Origin of the sequence: Cereibacter changlensis JA139 (genome assembly GCF_003034985.1) — a bacterium.
Lineage (GTDB): Bacteria > Pseudomonadota > Alphaproteobacteria > Rhodobacterales > Rhodobacteraceae > Cereibacter > Cereibacter changlensis.
Map to the genome: position 1 here is coordinate 1 of NZ_PZKG01000031.1, position 14,520 is coordinate 14,520.

Annotated in this window: 13 protein-coding genes; 8 read left to right on the forward strand and 5 right to left on the reverse strand. The window is 69.3% G+C overall.

From position 1 onward, the window contains the following. Positions 1-42: 42 nt before the first annotated feature. The gene (locus C5F48_RS09115; protein WP_245941436.1) at positions 43-954 is read right to left on the reverse strand and encodes a LysR family transcriptional regulator; all 912 of its coding nucleotides are present in this window, start codon (positions 952-954) and stop codon (positions 43-45) included. Positions 955-1,021: 67 nt separating this feature from the next. Here C5F48_RS09115 and C5F48_RS09120 point away from each other — a divergent pair, with 67 nt between their 5' ends. After that, the gene (locus C5F48_RS09120; protein ID WP_107663598.1) at positions 1,022-1,234 is read left to right on the forward strand and encodes a hypothetical protein; all 213 of its coding nucleotides are present in this window, start codon (positions 1,022-1,024) and stop codon (positions 1,232-1,234) included. Between the two features lie 118 nt (positions 1,235-1,352). Further along, on the forward strand, positions 1,353-2,303 hold the full coding sequence (locus C5F48_RS09125) for a D-2-hydroxyacid dehydrogenase family protein (protein WP_107663599.1): 951 nt from the start codon (positions 1,353-1,355) through the stop codon (positions 2,301-2,303). Here C5F48_RS09125 and C5F48_RS09130 read toward each other — a convergent pair. Then, positions 2,287-3,399: a Bug family tripartite tricarboxylate transporter substrate binding protein gene (locus tag C5F48_RS09130; RefSeq protein ID WP_211314633.1), complete on the reverse strand. Its 1,113-nt coding sequence runs from the start codon at positions 3,397-3,399 to the stop codon at positions 2,287-2,289. The genes C5F48_RS09125 and C5F48_RS09130 overlap by 17 nt on opposite strands. 118 nt (positions 3,400-3,517) lie before the next feature. Here C5F48_RS09130 and C5F48_RS09135 point away from each other — a divergent pair, with 118 nt between their 5' ends. From C5F48_RS09135 to C5F48_RS09155, 5 genes are all read left to right on the forward strand, one after another. Next, positions 3,518-4,192: a response regulator transcription factor gene (locus tag C5F48_RS09135; RefSeq protein WP_107663600.1), complete on the forward strand. Its 675-nt coding sequence runs from the start codon at positions 3,518-3,520 to the stop codon at positions 4,190-4,192. Between the two features lie 2 nt (positions 4,193-4,194). Further along, complete coding sequence (locus C5F48_RS09140; RefSeq protein ID WP_107663601.1) at positions 4,195-5,592, forward strand: sensor histidine kinase; 1,398 nt, start codon at positions 4,195-4,197, stop codon at positions 5,590-5,592. 108 nt (positions 5,593-5,700) lie between these two features. Further along, entirely contained in the window at positions 5,701-6,801 is a 1,101-nt protein-coding gene (locus C5F48_RS09145) for a Bug family tripartite tricarboxylate transporter substrate binding protein (RefSeq protein WP_107663602.1), read from the forward strand. A gap of 200 nt (positions 6,802-7,001) precedes the next feature. Then, positions 7,002-9,002: a tripartite tricarboxylate transporter permease gene (locus C5F48_RS09150; protein ID WP_107663603.1), complete on the forward strand. Its 2,001-nt coding sequence runs from the start codon at positions 7,002-7,004 to the stop codon at positions 9,000-9,002. 61 nt (positions 9,003-9,063) lie between these two features. Further along, positions 9,064-10,158 carry a 4-oxalomesaconate tautomerase gene (locus C5F48_RS09155; RefSeq protein WP_107663604.1) on the forward strand — a complete coding sequence of 365 codons (1,095 nt, stop codon included), beginning with the start codon at positions 9,064-9,066 and terminating at the stop codon, positions 10,156-10,158. A gap of 73 nt (positions 10,159-10,231) precedes the next feature. Here the strand turns inward: C5F48_RS09155 and tcuB are convergent, their stop codons facing one another. From tcuB to C5F48_RS09170, 3 genes are read right to left on the reverse strand one after another with little or no spacing between them, the layout of a single operon-like run. Further along, positions 10,232-11,326 (reverse strand): tricarballylate utilization 4Fe-4S protein TcuB, encoded by a 1,095-nt coding sequence (tcuB, locus tag C5F48_RS09160; protein ID WP_107663605.1) that lies wholly within the window; start codon positions 11,324-11,326, stop codon positions 10,232-10,234. Continuing rightward, a complete protein-coding gene (tcuA, locus tag C5F48_RS09165) occupies positions 11,316-12,710 on the reverse strand; it encodes an FAD-dependent tricarballylate dehydrogenase TcuA (protein WP_107663606.1) in 1,395 nt (464 codons plus the stop codon). Before tcuA ends, tcuB begins: the two co-directional genes overlap by 11 nt. Beyond that, positions 12,707-13,372 carry a GntR family transcriptional regulator gene (locus tag C5F48_RS09170; RefSeq protein WP_107663607.1) on the reverse strand — a complete coding sequence of 222 codons (666 nt, stop codon included), beginning with the start codon at positions 13,370-13,372 and terminating at the stop codon, positions 12,707-12,709. The genes tcuA and C5F48_RS09170 overlap by 4 nt, the downstream gene beginning before the upstream one ends. Positions 13,373-13,442: 70 nt before the next feature. Here C5F48_RS09170 and C5F48_RS09175 point away from each other — a divergent pair, with 70 nt between their 5' ends. Next, positions 13,443-14,519 carry an AbrB family transcriptional regulator gene (locus C5F48_RS09175; protein WP_107663608.1) on the forward strand — a complete coding sequence of 359 codons (1,077 nt, stop codon included), beginning with the start codon at positions 13,443-13,445 and terminating at the stop codon, positions 14,517-14,519. The last annotated feature ends 1 nt before the right edge of the window (position 14,520 follow it).

Consider the following 14,520-nt stretch of genomic DNA (forward strand, 5'->3'; position numbering starts at 1 on the left):
CAGGCGCTGTGGCGTTCAACTGGTCCCAACGATGAGCGCGGGTCACGCGGCGTCGCGTCCGGCAAGCGGGCGGAAAGCCTCGCGGATCATCTCCGCAAGACCGTCGATGGCCGGCGAGCTGCCGCGCGGGTTGCGGCGCAGCAGGACGCGCGAGCTGTCGACGATGGGAAAGCCGTCGGCCGACGTGAGTTCGCGGCAGCCGGCGGGGATGGTGCTGCGCGACAGGGCGGCGATGGCGAGCCCTGTACGCACGGCAGTGCGCAGCCCGCTGGCCATGTCGCATTCGAAGGCCTTGCGATAGCCCATCCCCTGCTGTTCCAGCGAGCGCAGCATGAAGTCGCGGCACCAGTCGGAGCGGAAATACATGCTGACCGGCAGGGGATCGCGCAGATGCTGGTCATGCGCCACCGAGGTCACCCAGACCGTCGGATCGATGCAGAGCACCTCGTCCGCCGAGGTGTTGCTCCAGTCATAGGTGACCGCCAGATCCAGCTCATCCGCCCGCAGCGCGGCCAGCTGCGGCTCGGAATGGTCGCAGCGCACCGTCACCTCGACCCCCGGATGCCGCTCGGCGAAGGCGGCCAGGGCGCGGGGCAGCACGGTCTCGCTGTATTCGTCGGGGATGCCGATGCGCACCGGGCCGACCAGAGGCTTGACCCGCAGCGCCGTCGCCGCCTCGTCGAGAAGGCCCACGACCCGGCGGGCATAGGGGACCAGCTGCTCGCCGCGCGGCGTCAGCTCCACCCCGCGCGGCTGGCGCAGGAACAGCGATTGGCCGAGGCTGTCCTCCAGCCGGCGGATCTGCATCGAGACAGCGGATTGGGTGCGCCCGATCCGGTCGGCGGCCCGGGTCACGCTGCCGGTGTCGGCCACCGCCAGAAAGGCGCGCATCAGGTCGCTGTCGAGCGGGATCGTCATCGCCTTGCCATCAATTCCATGGATGCCACCCATCATTCCTATTCGTTTGCCTGATGTCAACCGGACGGCCATATCAGGGGAAGACCAGATCGGGAGACCCGCCATGTTCCTGTCGCGCCTTCTCTGCCGCCTGCAGGCCCGCCGCTCGATGGGCTGGCTGCTGACCCGCCACGACGACCGCCTGCTGCAGGATATCGGCTTGGCGCGCGACGATCTGGAGACCATGCTGTCTGGCGCTGACGACAGCCGGACCGGCCCCTCCGTCGAGGCGGGATTGAGCGCCATGGCATGCTCGCCCTGCAAATCCTGCGGTTGATGTCTGGGAGCAGGTCGAATGCGTCGTCTCCGCAGGTTCATCGGTGTCGACAAGTTCGGCATGCGATTGCATACATAACCTGGGCCTGCGCGGGGCTTGAGGCAGCCGCGCGGCCGACGTGGCGCGGGATTATGCGCCGTGGCCCGAGGGCGACAACGTGACGGTGTTTCACGATACGCTCGCCGATCCGGCGGCGCTGGCGGCGCGGCTGGCGCCCTTCGACGTGCTTTGCGTGATGCGCGAGCGGACGCCGCTGGATGCGGGGCTGATCGGGGCGCTGCCGAAGCTGAAGCTGATCGTGACAACCGGGGCGCGGAACCTGTCGATCGACATCGCGGCGGCGCGGGCGCGCGGGATCGTGGTCTGCGGCACCGAGTCCCGCGGGACCACCACGGCGGAATTCGTCATGGCGCTGCTTCTGGCGCTGACGCGGCGGATCGTGCCGGAGGCGAATGCGGCCACGGCCGGGGGCTGGCAGCAGGGCATCGGGCGCGACCTTGCGGGGCTGACGCTGGGCATCGCCGGCTACGGGCGGATCGGGCGCAAGCTCGCCGCGCTGGCGCGGCCCTTCGGGGTCGAGCTGCTGGCCTGGTCGCGCAGCCTGACGGCGGAGCAGGCCGCCGCGGAGAAGGTGGGATACGCGCCCGATCTCGATGCGCTGCTGCGCGGGTCGGATATCGTCTCGGTCAATCTGGTGCTGTCGGAGACGACGCGGGGCCTGTTCGGCGCGCGGGAATTCGCGCTGATGCGGCCGGATGCGCTGCTTCTGAACACCTCGCGCGGGCCGATCGTGCAGGTCGCGCCTTTGCTGGAGGCGCTGCGGGCTGGGCGGCTGGGCGGCGCCGCGCTCGACGTGCATGATGTCGAGCCCTTGCCCGAAGGCGCGCCGGTGCTGGACCGGGCGCTGATCGACAGCGGGCGGCTGCTGGTCACGCCGCATCTGGGCTATGTCAGCGAGCAGACCTTCCGCATGTTCTACCGCCAGACCGCCGAGGCGATCGCGGCCTGGAAGGCGGGCAGCCCGATCCGGGTGATCGAGGCGGGGCGGCAGGTCACTCCGCCAACCTGATCGAATATTCGTCGGCCAGCCATTGCAGCACGAAGCGGCGGGTCTCGGGGTCGATCTCGGTGACGCTGCGGGCGAGCTTCTCGGCCTCGTCGCCGACGAGCGTCCGGTAGGCGCCGAGGATCTCGGGCGCGCGGGCGAGATAGTCGGGGTCGCGGCGCAGGGCGCGGATCGCCTCGAGCCAGGTCTCGCGGATCTCGGGCGGGGTGTCGCCCGGCAGGACCAGGAGCTTCTGCGCGGCGAAACCGGCGGAGGAGAACACCCGGTAGGCGTCGTATTCCGGCCCCGAGGGCGGTTTGCCGTAGAGCTGTTCGTAGAGTTCCTCCAGCGTCGGCAGGTCGGGGAAGGTGGGGTCGCGCTGCACCCTGCCCTCGGCATCGACGACGCCCCAGCTCATCAGCGGCACGGCCTCGCCCGCCGCGACCATCGGGGCCACGTTGCGCAGATAGGCGGAAGTGGTCTGGTAGTCGATGTTCACCTCGCGGTGACGCATCGCCTCCAGCCCGTCATGCCGGCCGGTGTAGCCAAAGACGTATTGCGTGTCGAAGCCCAGCACCCGGAAGGCCAGCATCGGCACCAGATCCAGCGAGGTGACGCCCTGGCTGGCGAAGACCAGCGTCTTGTCGCGCAGATCGGCGATGTCGCGCCAGGATGTGAGGCCGAGATCGCTGGAGACATAGACGACGCCGCCAGTGGGCGAGGCCATCAGCACGGTCCAGTCGCTGAAATCGTAGCGCACCCGGAAATCGCCGAGCAGATAGGCGAAGAGCGACGAGCCCGAGGTGCCCAGCACCGACCGGCCATCGGACGAGGCCTGATCGGCGAAGGCGTTCGATCCGCGGGTGCCGCCGCTGCCCGGGTCGTTCCGGACGGTGACCTCGGGCTGGCCGGGCAGGTGGCGCGACAGCAGGGGGGCGTGGAAGCGGGCCCAGACATCCGACCCGCCGCCCTCGGAGAAGGGGATCGCCAGGTCGATCGGCTTGCCGGTGAAATCGACGCCCTGCGCCAGCGCCGGGCGCAGCGGCAAGGCTGCGAGCGCGGCGATGAAGACGGTCAGCACCGCCCGGCCGAGGCCCGGGGCGCTTTTTGGGTATCGCATGGCGTGCCTCCCTGGTGACCCCCTCGCGGAAGCCTCTTCCCCGGAGTCATGTTTAGGGACTGTATCTTCGCCGATCCAGCCCCTAAGAGGAAATATCCCCTGTCGCGAGGCGAAGGCCATGCGGATCGTCCTGATCGAAGACAACCAGATGCTGGCCCGCGCGGTCGAGCAGGCCCTTCGGGAAGAGGGTCATTCCGTCGACTGGCTGGCCGACGGGCAGGACGGGCTGGAGTTCCTGATACGCGAGGGGGCCGATCTCGCCATCGTCGACATGAGCCTGCCGCGGCTCGGCGGGCTGGACGTGATCCGCCACACCATCGCGCTGGACAAGGACATTCCGGTGCTGGTGCTGACGGCGCGCGACGGGCTCGAGGACCGGGTGGCCGGGCTCGATGCGGGGGCCGACGACTACATGACCAAGCCCTTCGAGATGGCCGAGCTCTGCGCGCGGATCCGGGCGCTCAGCCGCAGGCGCGGCAAGCGCGGGCAGATGGTCGAGACGATGGGCGCGCTGTCCTTCGACCGGGCCGGGCGCAGGCTCAGCGGGCCGGGCGGGGTGATTGAGCTGTCGCGCCGCGAACTGGCGCTGTGGGAGGCGCTGTTTGACAATGCCGAGCGGGTGGTGGGGAAATCGGCGCTCTGCGACAGCATCTACGGCACCGGCGCGGATGTCGACGTGAACGCGGTCGAGCTGCTGGTCTCGCGTCTGCGCCGCAAGATCGAGGGCTGCGAGGTGCAGATCCGCTCGATCCGGGGGCTCGGATACATCCTGCAGCAGGACAGGACGGCGTGAGGATGCCGGACGGGCGCGCCCTCAGCCTGAGGACACGGCTCTTCGTGCTGATCGTGGTGCCGCAGCTGGTGCTGGCGGTGCTGGCCAGCGTGGTGCTGCACTGGATGGCGCGGGACATGTCGCGCAACCTCTATGACGATACGCTGAAGGTCGTGGCCCATGCCGTCGCGCGCGAGGTGATGGTGACCAAGGGCGACCTGATCGCAGAGTCGCTGCTCACTTCGCTGGAGGGGGCGATCGGCGACCCGCTGTTCTATCAGGTGCATGCGGCGGGGGGGCGGTTCATCGTCGGGCGCACCGATGCGCCGCCGATGCCGGCGGGGCGCGAATATCCCGAGGCGGTGCCGGTCTTCTACAACGCGGTCTACAATGGCGCGCCGGTGCGCGCGGTGGTGCTGCGCGAATACATCACCGACCCCGAGCTCGACGGCTGGACCACGGTGCGCGTCTGGCAGACCGTGACCCGGCGCGAGGCGCTGACGCTGCAGATGATGGGGCAGGCGGCGGCGGTGGTGGCCTTGATGGTGGCTTCCGGCGCGGCGCTGGTCTGGTTCGGCATCAACCGCGGGCTCTCGCCGCTGACCGACCTGCGCAATGCCGTGGCGCTGCGCAACTCGCACGAGCTGCGCCCGATCCGCCGCCGCGTCCCGCGCGAGGTGGTGCCGCTGGTCGCCACCATCAACAGCCTGTTCCAGCGGCTGTCGCTGGAGCTGGACCGGCGCCGGGCCTTCATCTCGAACGCGGCGCATCAGCTGCGCAACCCGGTGGCGGCAATTCAGGCGCAGGCGGATTCGGCGCTGAACGCGCGCTCCGACGCGGATCGCCAGCAGCGGCTGACCGACCTGCAGGAGCTGACGCGGCGGCTGTCGCGGCTGACCCAGCAGCTGCTCAGGCTGGATGCGGCCAGCGACGGGCCCGATGCGCAGAGCTGCGCGCCGGTCGATCTGGCGCAGATCGTGGCCGAGGTGGCGCGGCGCCACGTGCCGGCTGCGCTGCGCCGCGACGTGGACCTGTCGCTCGACGGGGTGGAGGGGCCGCTGCCGGTCGCGGCCAATGCGGTGCTGCTGGAGGAGGCCGTCGACAACCTGATCGACAACGCGCTGAAATACGGCACGCCGCCGGGCAGCGCGCTGAGCCTCGAGCTGTCGCGCGCGCGGGGCATGGCGGTGCTGCGGGTGCGCGACCGGGGGGTGGGCATCCCGCGCGAGATGCACGAGGCGGTGTTCGACCGCTTCTTCCGGGTCAGCACGGCGGATGACGGCGGCTCGGGTCTGGGGCTGCCGATCGTGCGCACCATCGCCCGCCGCGCGGGCGGCGACGCGCGGGTGGAGCCCTCGGCGCAGGGCTGCGTCATCCTGCTGACGCTTCCGTTGGTGCAGAGCGACGAGAAAACAAGCTGAAAAATAGTCGCTGCGACAACATGACAGTCTTTGGACAGCTTCATGTGCGATGAAGGGACCATTCGCCCGGCGCGTCCCGCGTGCCGGACCAATGGGAGGACAACAAACATGCAAGCAACACTGCGTCGCCTCAAGGGCGCCGTCGCCGCCGCATTCGTGGCAGCCAGCCTGACCGCCGCGGCCCCCGCCGCCGCACAGGAGGTCGATTTCTCCGGCCAGACCGTCGAATGGTGGATCCCCTTCTCGGAGGGCGGCGGTTCCGACGTCTGGGCGCGCTTCTTCGCGCCCTACCTGTCGCGGCACCTGCCGGGCAACCCGAACGTCATCATCCGCAACGTCCCCGGTGGCGGCTCGATCACCGGCACCAACGAATTCGCCGCCCGCGCCCGCCCGAACGGGCTGCAACTGCTCGGCACCTCGGGCTCCACGCAGTTCCCCTTCCTCTTGGGCGACAGCCGCGTGCGCTATGACTATGCCGATTTCCAGCCGGTGCTCGTGTCGCCGACCGGCGGCGTGGTCTACATCCCGGCCAGCGCGGGCGTCGCCGACGCTTCGGAACTGGGCGAGCTGGGCGAGACCGAGCTGGTCTATGCCAGCCAGGGCGCGACCTCGCTCGACCTCGTGCCGATGCTGGCCTTCGAGGTTCTCGGCCTGAACGTGCGCCATGTCTTCGGCATGACCGGCCGGGGCGATGGCCGTCTGGCCTTCGAACGCGGCGAAGCGACCATCGACTACCAGACCTCGTCGGCCTATCTGACCAACGTGGTGCCGCTGGTCGAGGCGGGCACGGCGGTGCCGCTGTTCTCCTACGGCGTTCTCGACGCCGAGGGCAACCTGCAGCGCGACCCGTCCTTCCCGGAGATCCCGCATTTCATCGAAGCCTATGAGATGATGCATGGCGAGAAGCCCTCGGGCGTAGCCTTCGAGGCCTACATGTCCTTCTTCGGCTCGGGTTTTGCCGCGCAGAAGCCGGCGATGCTGCCGAAGGACACGCCGGAGAACATCGTGCAGGCCTATCGCGATGCCTTCGCCGCTGCCGCCAAGGACCCGGAGCTGATCGCCAGCGCCGGCGAGGTTCTGGGCGACTACGAGCAGGCCGTCGGTGATGGCGTGGTGCCGCTCTACAAGGTCGCGACCACGATCGATCCCGACGCGCGCGAGTGGGTCCGCACCTATCTCAACGAGAACCACAGCGTGATGCTGGACTGATGTGAAGACCCGGGCCCCGCGCCGCCCCTTCCGGGCGGGCGCGGGGCCCTTCGTTCCGTCTGCGCTTGCATGCCCCGCCCCCGAGGCCCGGGCCTGCGCGCAGCCGGCACCCCGCAATCCGGGTGATCGCTCGCGGCGCTGTCCCGCCGCGGCCTTGGCGCGCGCGCTGTCACCCTTTCAGAAGGTCCCAGGGTCTCACCATGGTCACTGAAGCCATTCTCTCCGCGCTCAGCAACGTGCTGACGTTCCAGCATATCCAGTATCTGATGATCGGGGTCGTCACCGGCCTGATCGTCGGCGTGCTGCCGGGCCTCGGCGGCATCGTCGGGATGTCGCTGCTGCTGCCCTTCGTCTACGGCATGGAGCCGACCCTGGCGCTGGCGATGCTGATCGGCATCCTGCCGGTGCTGTCGACCTCGGACACCTTCGCCTCGATCCTGATGGGCATCCCCGGCTCCTCCGCCTCGCAGGCCACGATCCTCGACGGCTTTCCGCTGGCCAAGAAGGGCCAGGCGGCGCGGGCGCTGAGTGCGGCGTTTTCGGCCTCCTTCATCGGCGGGCTGTTCGGCGCGGTGGTGCTGACGGTCTGCGTGCTGGTGGCGCGGCCGCTGATCCTGTCCTTCGGCGCGGCCGAGCTGTTCATGCTGACCATGTTCGGCCTGTCGATGGTCGGCACGCTGGCCGGCAACAGCCTGTCCAAGGGCATCGCCGCCTGTGCCGCGGGTCTGGCCCTCGGCGCTGTCGGCGCGGCCCCCGCTACCGGCGAATACCGCATGGAATTCGGCACGCTCTATCTGATGAACGGCCTGCCGCTGGTGATCGTCGGCCTCGCGCTCTTCGCCATTCCCGAGATCGGCGACCTGCTGCGCCGCAACAGCGCCATCGCGCAGGAAGGCTCGCCCATCGGCGCCGGCTGGAAGCAGGGGCTGAAGGACACCTGGGTCTACCGCTGGCTGACGCTGCGGCTTGCCGCACTCGGCGCGGTGCTGGGGATGATCCCGGGGCTCGGCGGGTCGGTCGTGGACTGGATCGCCTATGGCCATGTGGTGCAGACCTCGCGTGACAAGAGCCAGTTCGGCAAGGGCGACATCCGCGGCGTCATCGCGGTCGAATCGACCACCGCCTCGAAGGATGGCGGCGGTCTGGTGCCGACGCTGCTGTTCGGCATCCCCGGTTCGGGCTCGATGGCGATCTTCCTCGCGGGGATGGTGCTGATCGGCCTGCAGCCCGGGCCGTCGATGGTCAGCACCAACCTCGACGTGACCTACACCATCGTCTGGTCGCTGGCGCTGGCCAACGTGCTGGGCACCGCGCTCTGCATCCTGCTGGCCCCGGCCATCGCCAAGATCACCATCGTGCGCTACCCGCTGGTCGCGCCCTTCATGATCCTCGTCATCACCTTCGCGGCCTTCCAGCCCAACCGCTCGCTCTACGATCTGGTGGCGCTGGTGGTGCTCGGCATCGTCGGCATCCTGTTGCGCCGCTTCGGCTGGCCGCGTCCGGCCTTCCTGATCGGCTTCGTGCTGGCGACGCAGTCCGAGCGCTATCTCTACCAGGCGCTGCAGTTCTCGGGCTGGAACTCGTTCCAGCGGCCCATCGTGCTGATCATCGCCGCCATCATCATCCTGTCGATCGGCTTCAGCATGTATTCGCAGCGCAAGAGCGGCACCAAGATCGAGGTCGAGGGCAAGAGCGCCGCCACCGCGACCACCGCGATGTGGCCGCAGGTCGCCTTCACCCTGGCGATCATGGGACTCTTCGTCTTCACCTTCGTCGAGACGATCAACCTGTCGCAACTGGGCCGGATCTTCCCGGTCAGCATCGCGCTGGTCGGCATGGTCGCCGCCGCGCTGGTGCTCTGGCCGCAGATCCGCGGCAACCGCGCGAGCGGCGCGGTGTTCGACGCCGAGTCGAAGGAGCCTGCGGAGAGCGAAGGCCCGATGACGCCGCTGAAATACATCGGCTGGCTGGTGGGCTTCGTCGCCTCGATCGCGGTGGTGGGCTATTTCCTCGCGGTCATCGGCTTCTTCGTGGCCTTCCTGCGGATCATCGCCAAGGCGGGCTGGCTGCAGACCCTGCTCTTGACGCTGCTGGGCGCGATCATCCTGATGATCCTGACCTCGGCGCTGAACCTGATCCTGCCCGAGGGGCTGTTGCAGCAATACTTCTACGACCGGTTGCCCTGGCCGCTGGTCTCGTGACGACCCATGGCCCGCGCCGAAAGGCTCGGGCCATTTTCATTGACGGACGGAGGAAGAAGACATGGCGAAACAGCACGGTATCCCGGTGATCATCATGCGGGGCGGCACCTCGAAGGGGCCGTATTTCCGCACCGGAGACCTGCCCGCGGACGAGGCCGCGCGCGACCGCGTCCTGCTGGCGGTGATGGGCTCGCCCGACGTGCGCCAGATCGACGGCATCGGCGGCGCCGACACGCTGACCTCGAAAGTGGCGATGGTGCAGCCCTCGGCCCGCGAGGGGGTGGATGTCGACTACCTCTTCGCGCAGGTCTCGGTGACCGAGGCGGTGGTGGACACCTCGCCCTCCTGCGGCAACATCCTGTCGGGCGTCGGCCCCTTCGCCATCGAGCGCGGCATGGTGCCGGTGACCGGCGACGAGACGCGGGTGGTGATCTTCAACGTCAACACCAACACGCGGATCGAGGCGCTGGTGCAGACCGACGGCGAGACCGTCGACTATGACGGCGACACCGCCATCGCCGGCGTGCCCGGCACGGCGGCCTGCGTGCGGCTGAACTTCATGGATATCGTCGGCTCCAAGACCAGCGGCCTGCTGCCCTCGGGCCATCTGCAGGAAGAGATCGACGGCGTCGCGGTGACGCTGATCGACGTGGCGGTGCCGATGATGATCCTGCGCGCCGCCGATCTGGGCAAGACCGGCTACGAGACCCCGGCCGAGCTCGACGCCGACCGCGACTTCTTCGCCAAGCTCGAGGCGATGCGGCTGGAGGCCGGGCGCCGGATGGGGCTGGGCGACGTGACCGGCAAGGTGCTTCCCAAGGTGGCGATACTGGCCGCCCCGAAGCAGGGCGGCCATATCGCCGCGCGCTATTTCGTGCCGCACAAGGCCCATGCCGCCTTCGCGGTGACCGGCGCGCTCTGCGTCTCGACGGTCGCGGTGCTGGAGGGCTCGGTCTCGGACGGGCTCGCGCTGCGCCCCGAGGGCGAGGACCGCGAGATCCTGATCGAGCATCCCAGCGGCATGATCGACGTGGCGCTGCGCACCAGCGGGCGGGGCAAGGATCTGCAGGTGGTCAGCGCCGGCGCGATCCGCACCGCGCGCAAGCTGGTCACCGGCGAGGTCTATGTGCCGGCCGCGGCGCTGACCAGCGCCTGAGCCATCCGCGGAAAGACAAAGGGCCCCGGCAGCGATGCCGGGGCCCTTTTGCGTTGCGCGGTCTTCCGAAGGCTCAGCGGGTCTTCTCCAGCTTGCCCGCCTCGGCCACCAGCGCGGTGAAGCGGAAGAAGCCGTGGATCATCTTGGAGAAGGGCATGAGCAGGAACAGCGTCATCACCGTGGCGAGGTGGATCGCCAGCAGCGGCCCGACGGCGGCGGTGCCGGTGGCGGCATAGAGCACGAGCCCGGTCAGCGCCACGACGCCCAAGAGCAGGATAAAGGCCATCTCGCCGCCCCAGACCCGGCGCGCGCCGAGATCCGGATCGGCCTTCAGCTTCAGCAGGGCCAGCCCGAGCGCCCCCGCCACCATCGCCAGACCGCCAGGCACGCCGAGCAGCTTCGGCGGGGCCCAGAACGGGTAGGGCGCCGTCCAGCCGAAGACGTAGTGCAGGATCGTCCCGGACGAGGTTGAGGCGAAACAGGCGAGGAAGCCCCACATCATCAGCTGATGCGCGATGCGGCGCTTCTGGCTGAAACGGTCGCCATCCTCGAAGTTGCAGCCGTCGCCGTGACCGCCGTTCAGGTTCTTCATCCGCCCCGCCATGTCGCCCGCCTTCAGCAGGTGGCGCAGGCGCAGCGGGCCGCCCTCCACCTCGCGCCAGTAGTCGCGCAGCGACAGGCCGATGAGGGCGAGGGGCGCGAGGAAGGCCGGGATGAAGATCGCGATCATCACGTTATGCGCCATGTAGGCATAGAAGCCGTCGCCCCCGGTCGGACGCAGCGCGGCGATCAGCGCGAAGAACAGCGTCAGTGCGACGACCAGCAGCCCGGCCATGGCGACGCCGCGCTCGTGGAACAGGCGGGCCAGCGTCTGCGGTCGCGCCAGCCGTTCCCAGCTGTCCTGACGCACCTCGGCCAGAGCGGCGGGGATGTTCAGCGCGAATTCATGCGGCGCGGTATACTGGCAGGAATAGTGGCAGCCCCGGCAATTGTGGCAGAGGTTCGCCAGATGGGTCAGATCGCCATCGGCGAAGGCCTTCTGCCGGGTCATGGCCGGGAAGACCGAGCAGAACCCCTCGCAATAGCGGCAGGCGTTGCAGATCTCGATCTGGCGCCGGGCTTCCTCGGTGGCGCTCAATTGGGTCTTGAGGGCGAAATCAAGCGACATGGGCGGCGGCCTCCTTGCCGGCGATGCGTCCGAAGACGGTTCCGATGGTCATCCCGAAGCCGGCCAGATAGCCTTGGCCGAGGATCGAGCCGGCCATGATCTCTCCGGCGGCCCAGAGATTGGTGATCGGCCCCTCGGGGGTGTGGACCTGCGCGCTGTCCGAGACCTTCAGCCCGAGATAGGTGAAGGTCACGCCGGGGCGCAGCTGGTAGCCGTAGAACGGCGCCTGATCCAGCGGGCGGGCCCAGTTGGTCTTGGCCGTGGCCAGCCCCTCGGTCGCCAGCCCGTCCAGTTCGGTCGGGTGGAAGGTGCCGGGGCGGCAGGCGGCGTTGAAGTCGTTCACCGTGGCCTGCACCGCGGCGGGGTCGAGGCCCATCTTCGCCGCAAGCTCGGGGATCGTGTCGGCCACGATCGGCGGGAAGACCGAAGGCATGAAGAGGTCGATCGACTTGGCGTCGATCAGCGCGTAGCCGACCTGATCGGGCTGCGCCGCGACCAGCCGGCCCCAGATCGCATAGCGCTTGGGCCAGGTGTCCTCGCCCTCGTCATAGAAACGCTGGCCGTCGCGGTTGACCACGATGGAGAAGGGCACGCAATCCAGCCGGGTGACGATGCCGCCGTCGTATTTCGGCGCGCGCCCGTCGATGGCGACGGCATGGCACTGCGTCGGGTCGCCCACGCTGTCGGCGCCCTGATCGAGCATGTCCTTCAGCACGACGCCGCGGTTGTAGGGCGTGCCGCGGATCAGGAAGTTGCGCGCCGAGGGCCCCCAGGCCCGGGCCAGCCAGTCGAGATCGGCCTGGAACCCGCCCGAGGCCAGCACGAAGGCCTTCGCGCGGATGGTGACCGGCGGGGCCTTGGCGATCTCGACATCGAGATGGGTGATCGCCTGCCCGTCGCGGTGGACGTGACGCACCTGCGCCTCGTAGACGACGGTCACGCCCAGGGCCTCGGCGGTGTTGTAATAGGCATTCACCAGCGCCTTGCCGCCGCCGAGGAAGAAGGCGTTGGTGCGCGACAGCGACAGCGTGCCCGAGAGCGAGGGCTGGAAGCGCACGCCATGCTCCTGCATCCAGGGCAGGCATTCCTCCGAGCTGCGGATGGTCATGCGGGCCAGATGCTCCTCGGTCTTGCCCTTGGTGACCAGCATCAGGTCGTGGAAATACTCGTCTTCCTCGTAGGCGCCGGTCAGCGGCGACATCGGGCCGCGATGCATGCAGCGGAAGTTGCGGGTGTGGCGCGAGTTGCCGCCGCGATAGGGCACCGGCGCGCCCTCGAGGATGATGACCCGCGCGCCGGCCTCGGCGGCGGTGATCGCGGCGCAGAGCGCGGCATTGCCGCCCCCGACGATGGCGATGTCGTAAGTTTCGGGGGTCTCGGTCATTCGTCCTCCATCGGGATTTCGCGCCCGCGCATGGCCCGGATGCGGGCGTTCAGGGCGGCTTCGACATGGGCGCGCATCGCCGCCTCGGCGGCATCGCCGTCATGGGCCGCGATGGCCCGGATGACGGCGGCATGTTCGGCGGCGGCGGCCTCGGGGCGGGTCGGGTCGGCAAGGGTGGTCGGGCCGAGGATCAGCAGGGTCTTCTGCAGCGCGCTCATGGTCTTGACCAGAAAGCGGTTGCGCGCCGCGTCGAGCAGGGTGCGGTGGAACTGGCGGTTCAGCTCCTGCGCGGCGGCGCCGGGGGCGCTGGCGGCCAGCGCGTCGTTCAGCTCGGTCAGCTCGACCACCTCGACCCGCTGCGCCATCCGCGCCGCCAGACGCGAGGCCGTGCCCTCCAGCACCGAGCGCATCTCGTAGAGTTCGATGACCTCGGCATAGTCGAGATTGCGGATCGTGGCGCCCTGACGGGCCTGATGCGTCACCAGCCCGTCGGCCTCCAGCTGCCGGATCGCCTCGCGCACCGGGGTGCGCGAGATGCCGAAACGCTCGGCCAGCTCGGTCTCGCGCAGGCGCGAGCCGGGCAGCAGCTGGCCCGACTTGATGTCGGCCAGCAGGCGCCGGTAGGCGGACTGTCCCTGCGGTCCTTCGGAGTCCTCGGTCATGTGCGCGCAGTTCCCTGTTGCATCCCGTTGCATACATCTGGATACATTAACCGTCAACAAGGAGAGCGCCATGACGCAGCCCTTCCGTTTCAAGCTGTCGTGGGCGTCGGTGATCCCCCGCGCCGGCACCGTCGCGCTGGCTCTCGCCGGAGCCGCCACCTTCCTTCTGCTCGGGCTGCCGCTGCCCTTCCTGTTCGGACCGATGTCCTTCTGTCTGGTGGCGGCGCTTTTCGGCGCGCGGCTGCGCGGGCTGGGGCAGATCTCGGTCGGGGCGCGCACCATCCTCGGCGTGGCGGTCGGCGCCTCGATCACCCCCGAGGTGGTCGGGCAGATCCCGCAGATGGCGATGAGCGTGGCGCTGGTGCCGCTCTATGTGCTGCTGATCGGTCTGATCGGCGTGCCGTTCTTCCGGCGGCTCGGCTTCGATCCGGCGACCTCCTATTACGCGGCCATGCCGGGCGGGCTGCAGGATATGGTGATCTTCGGCGAGGAGGCGGGGGCCGATGTGCGGGCCCTGTCGCTGATCCATGCGACGCGGGTGGCGGTGCTGGTCACCATCGCGCCGATGATCCTCGTCTGGCTCTACGACGCGCCGCTCAGCGGGGCGATGGGCGCGCCGCTGCGGGAGTTCGGGGCGGGCCAGCTGATCTGGATGGCGGTGGCGGCGCTGGTCGGCTGGAAGGGGGGCGAGTATCTCGGCCTCTTCGGCGCCTCGATCCTCGGGCCGATGATCACCACCGCGGCGCTGTCGCTGGCGGGGATCATCACGCAGCGCCCGCCGGCCGAGGCGATCATGCTGGCGCAGCTCTTCATCGGCATCGGCATCGGCGTGCAATATGTCGGCGTCACCCTGCGCGAGTTGCGGGCCTTCGTGCTGTCGGGGCTGGCCTTCGTGATGGTGCTGGCGGTGCTGGCCGCGGCCTTCACCGAATTCGTCGTGCTCACCGGCCTCGCCCGCCCGCTGGAGGGGTTTCTGGCCTTCGCGCCCGGCGGGCAGGCCGAGCTGACGGTGCTGGCCATCGTGGTGGGGGCCGATCTCGGCTTCGTGGTGCTGCACCACCTGACGCGGATCGTCATCGTCATCACCGGCGCGCCGCTGGTCGCGCGCTACATGGGCGTGAAATCCGCGGGCAAGCCGCCGCGCTAGG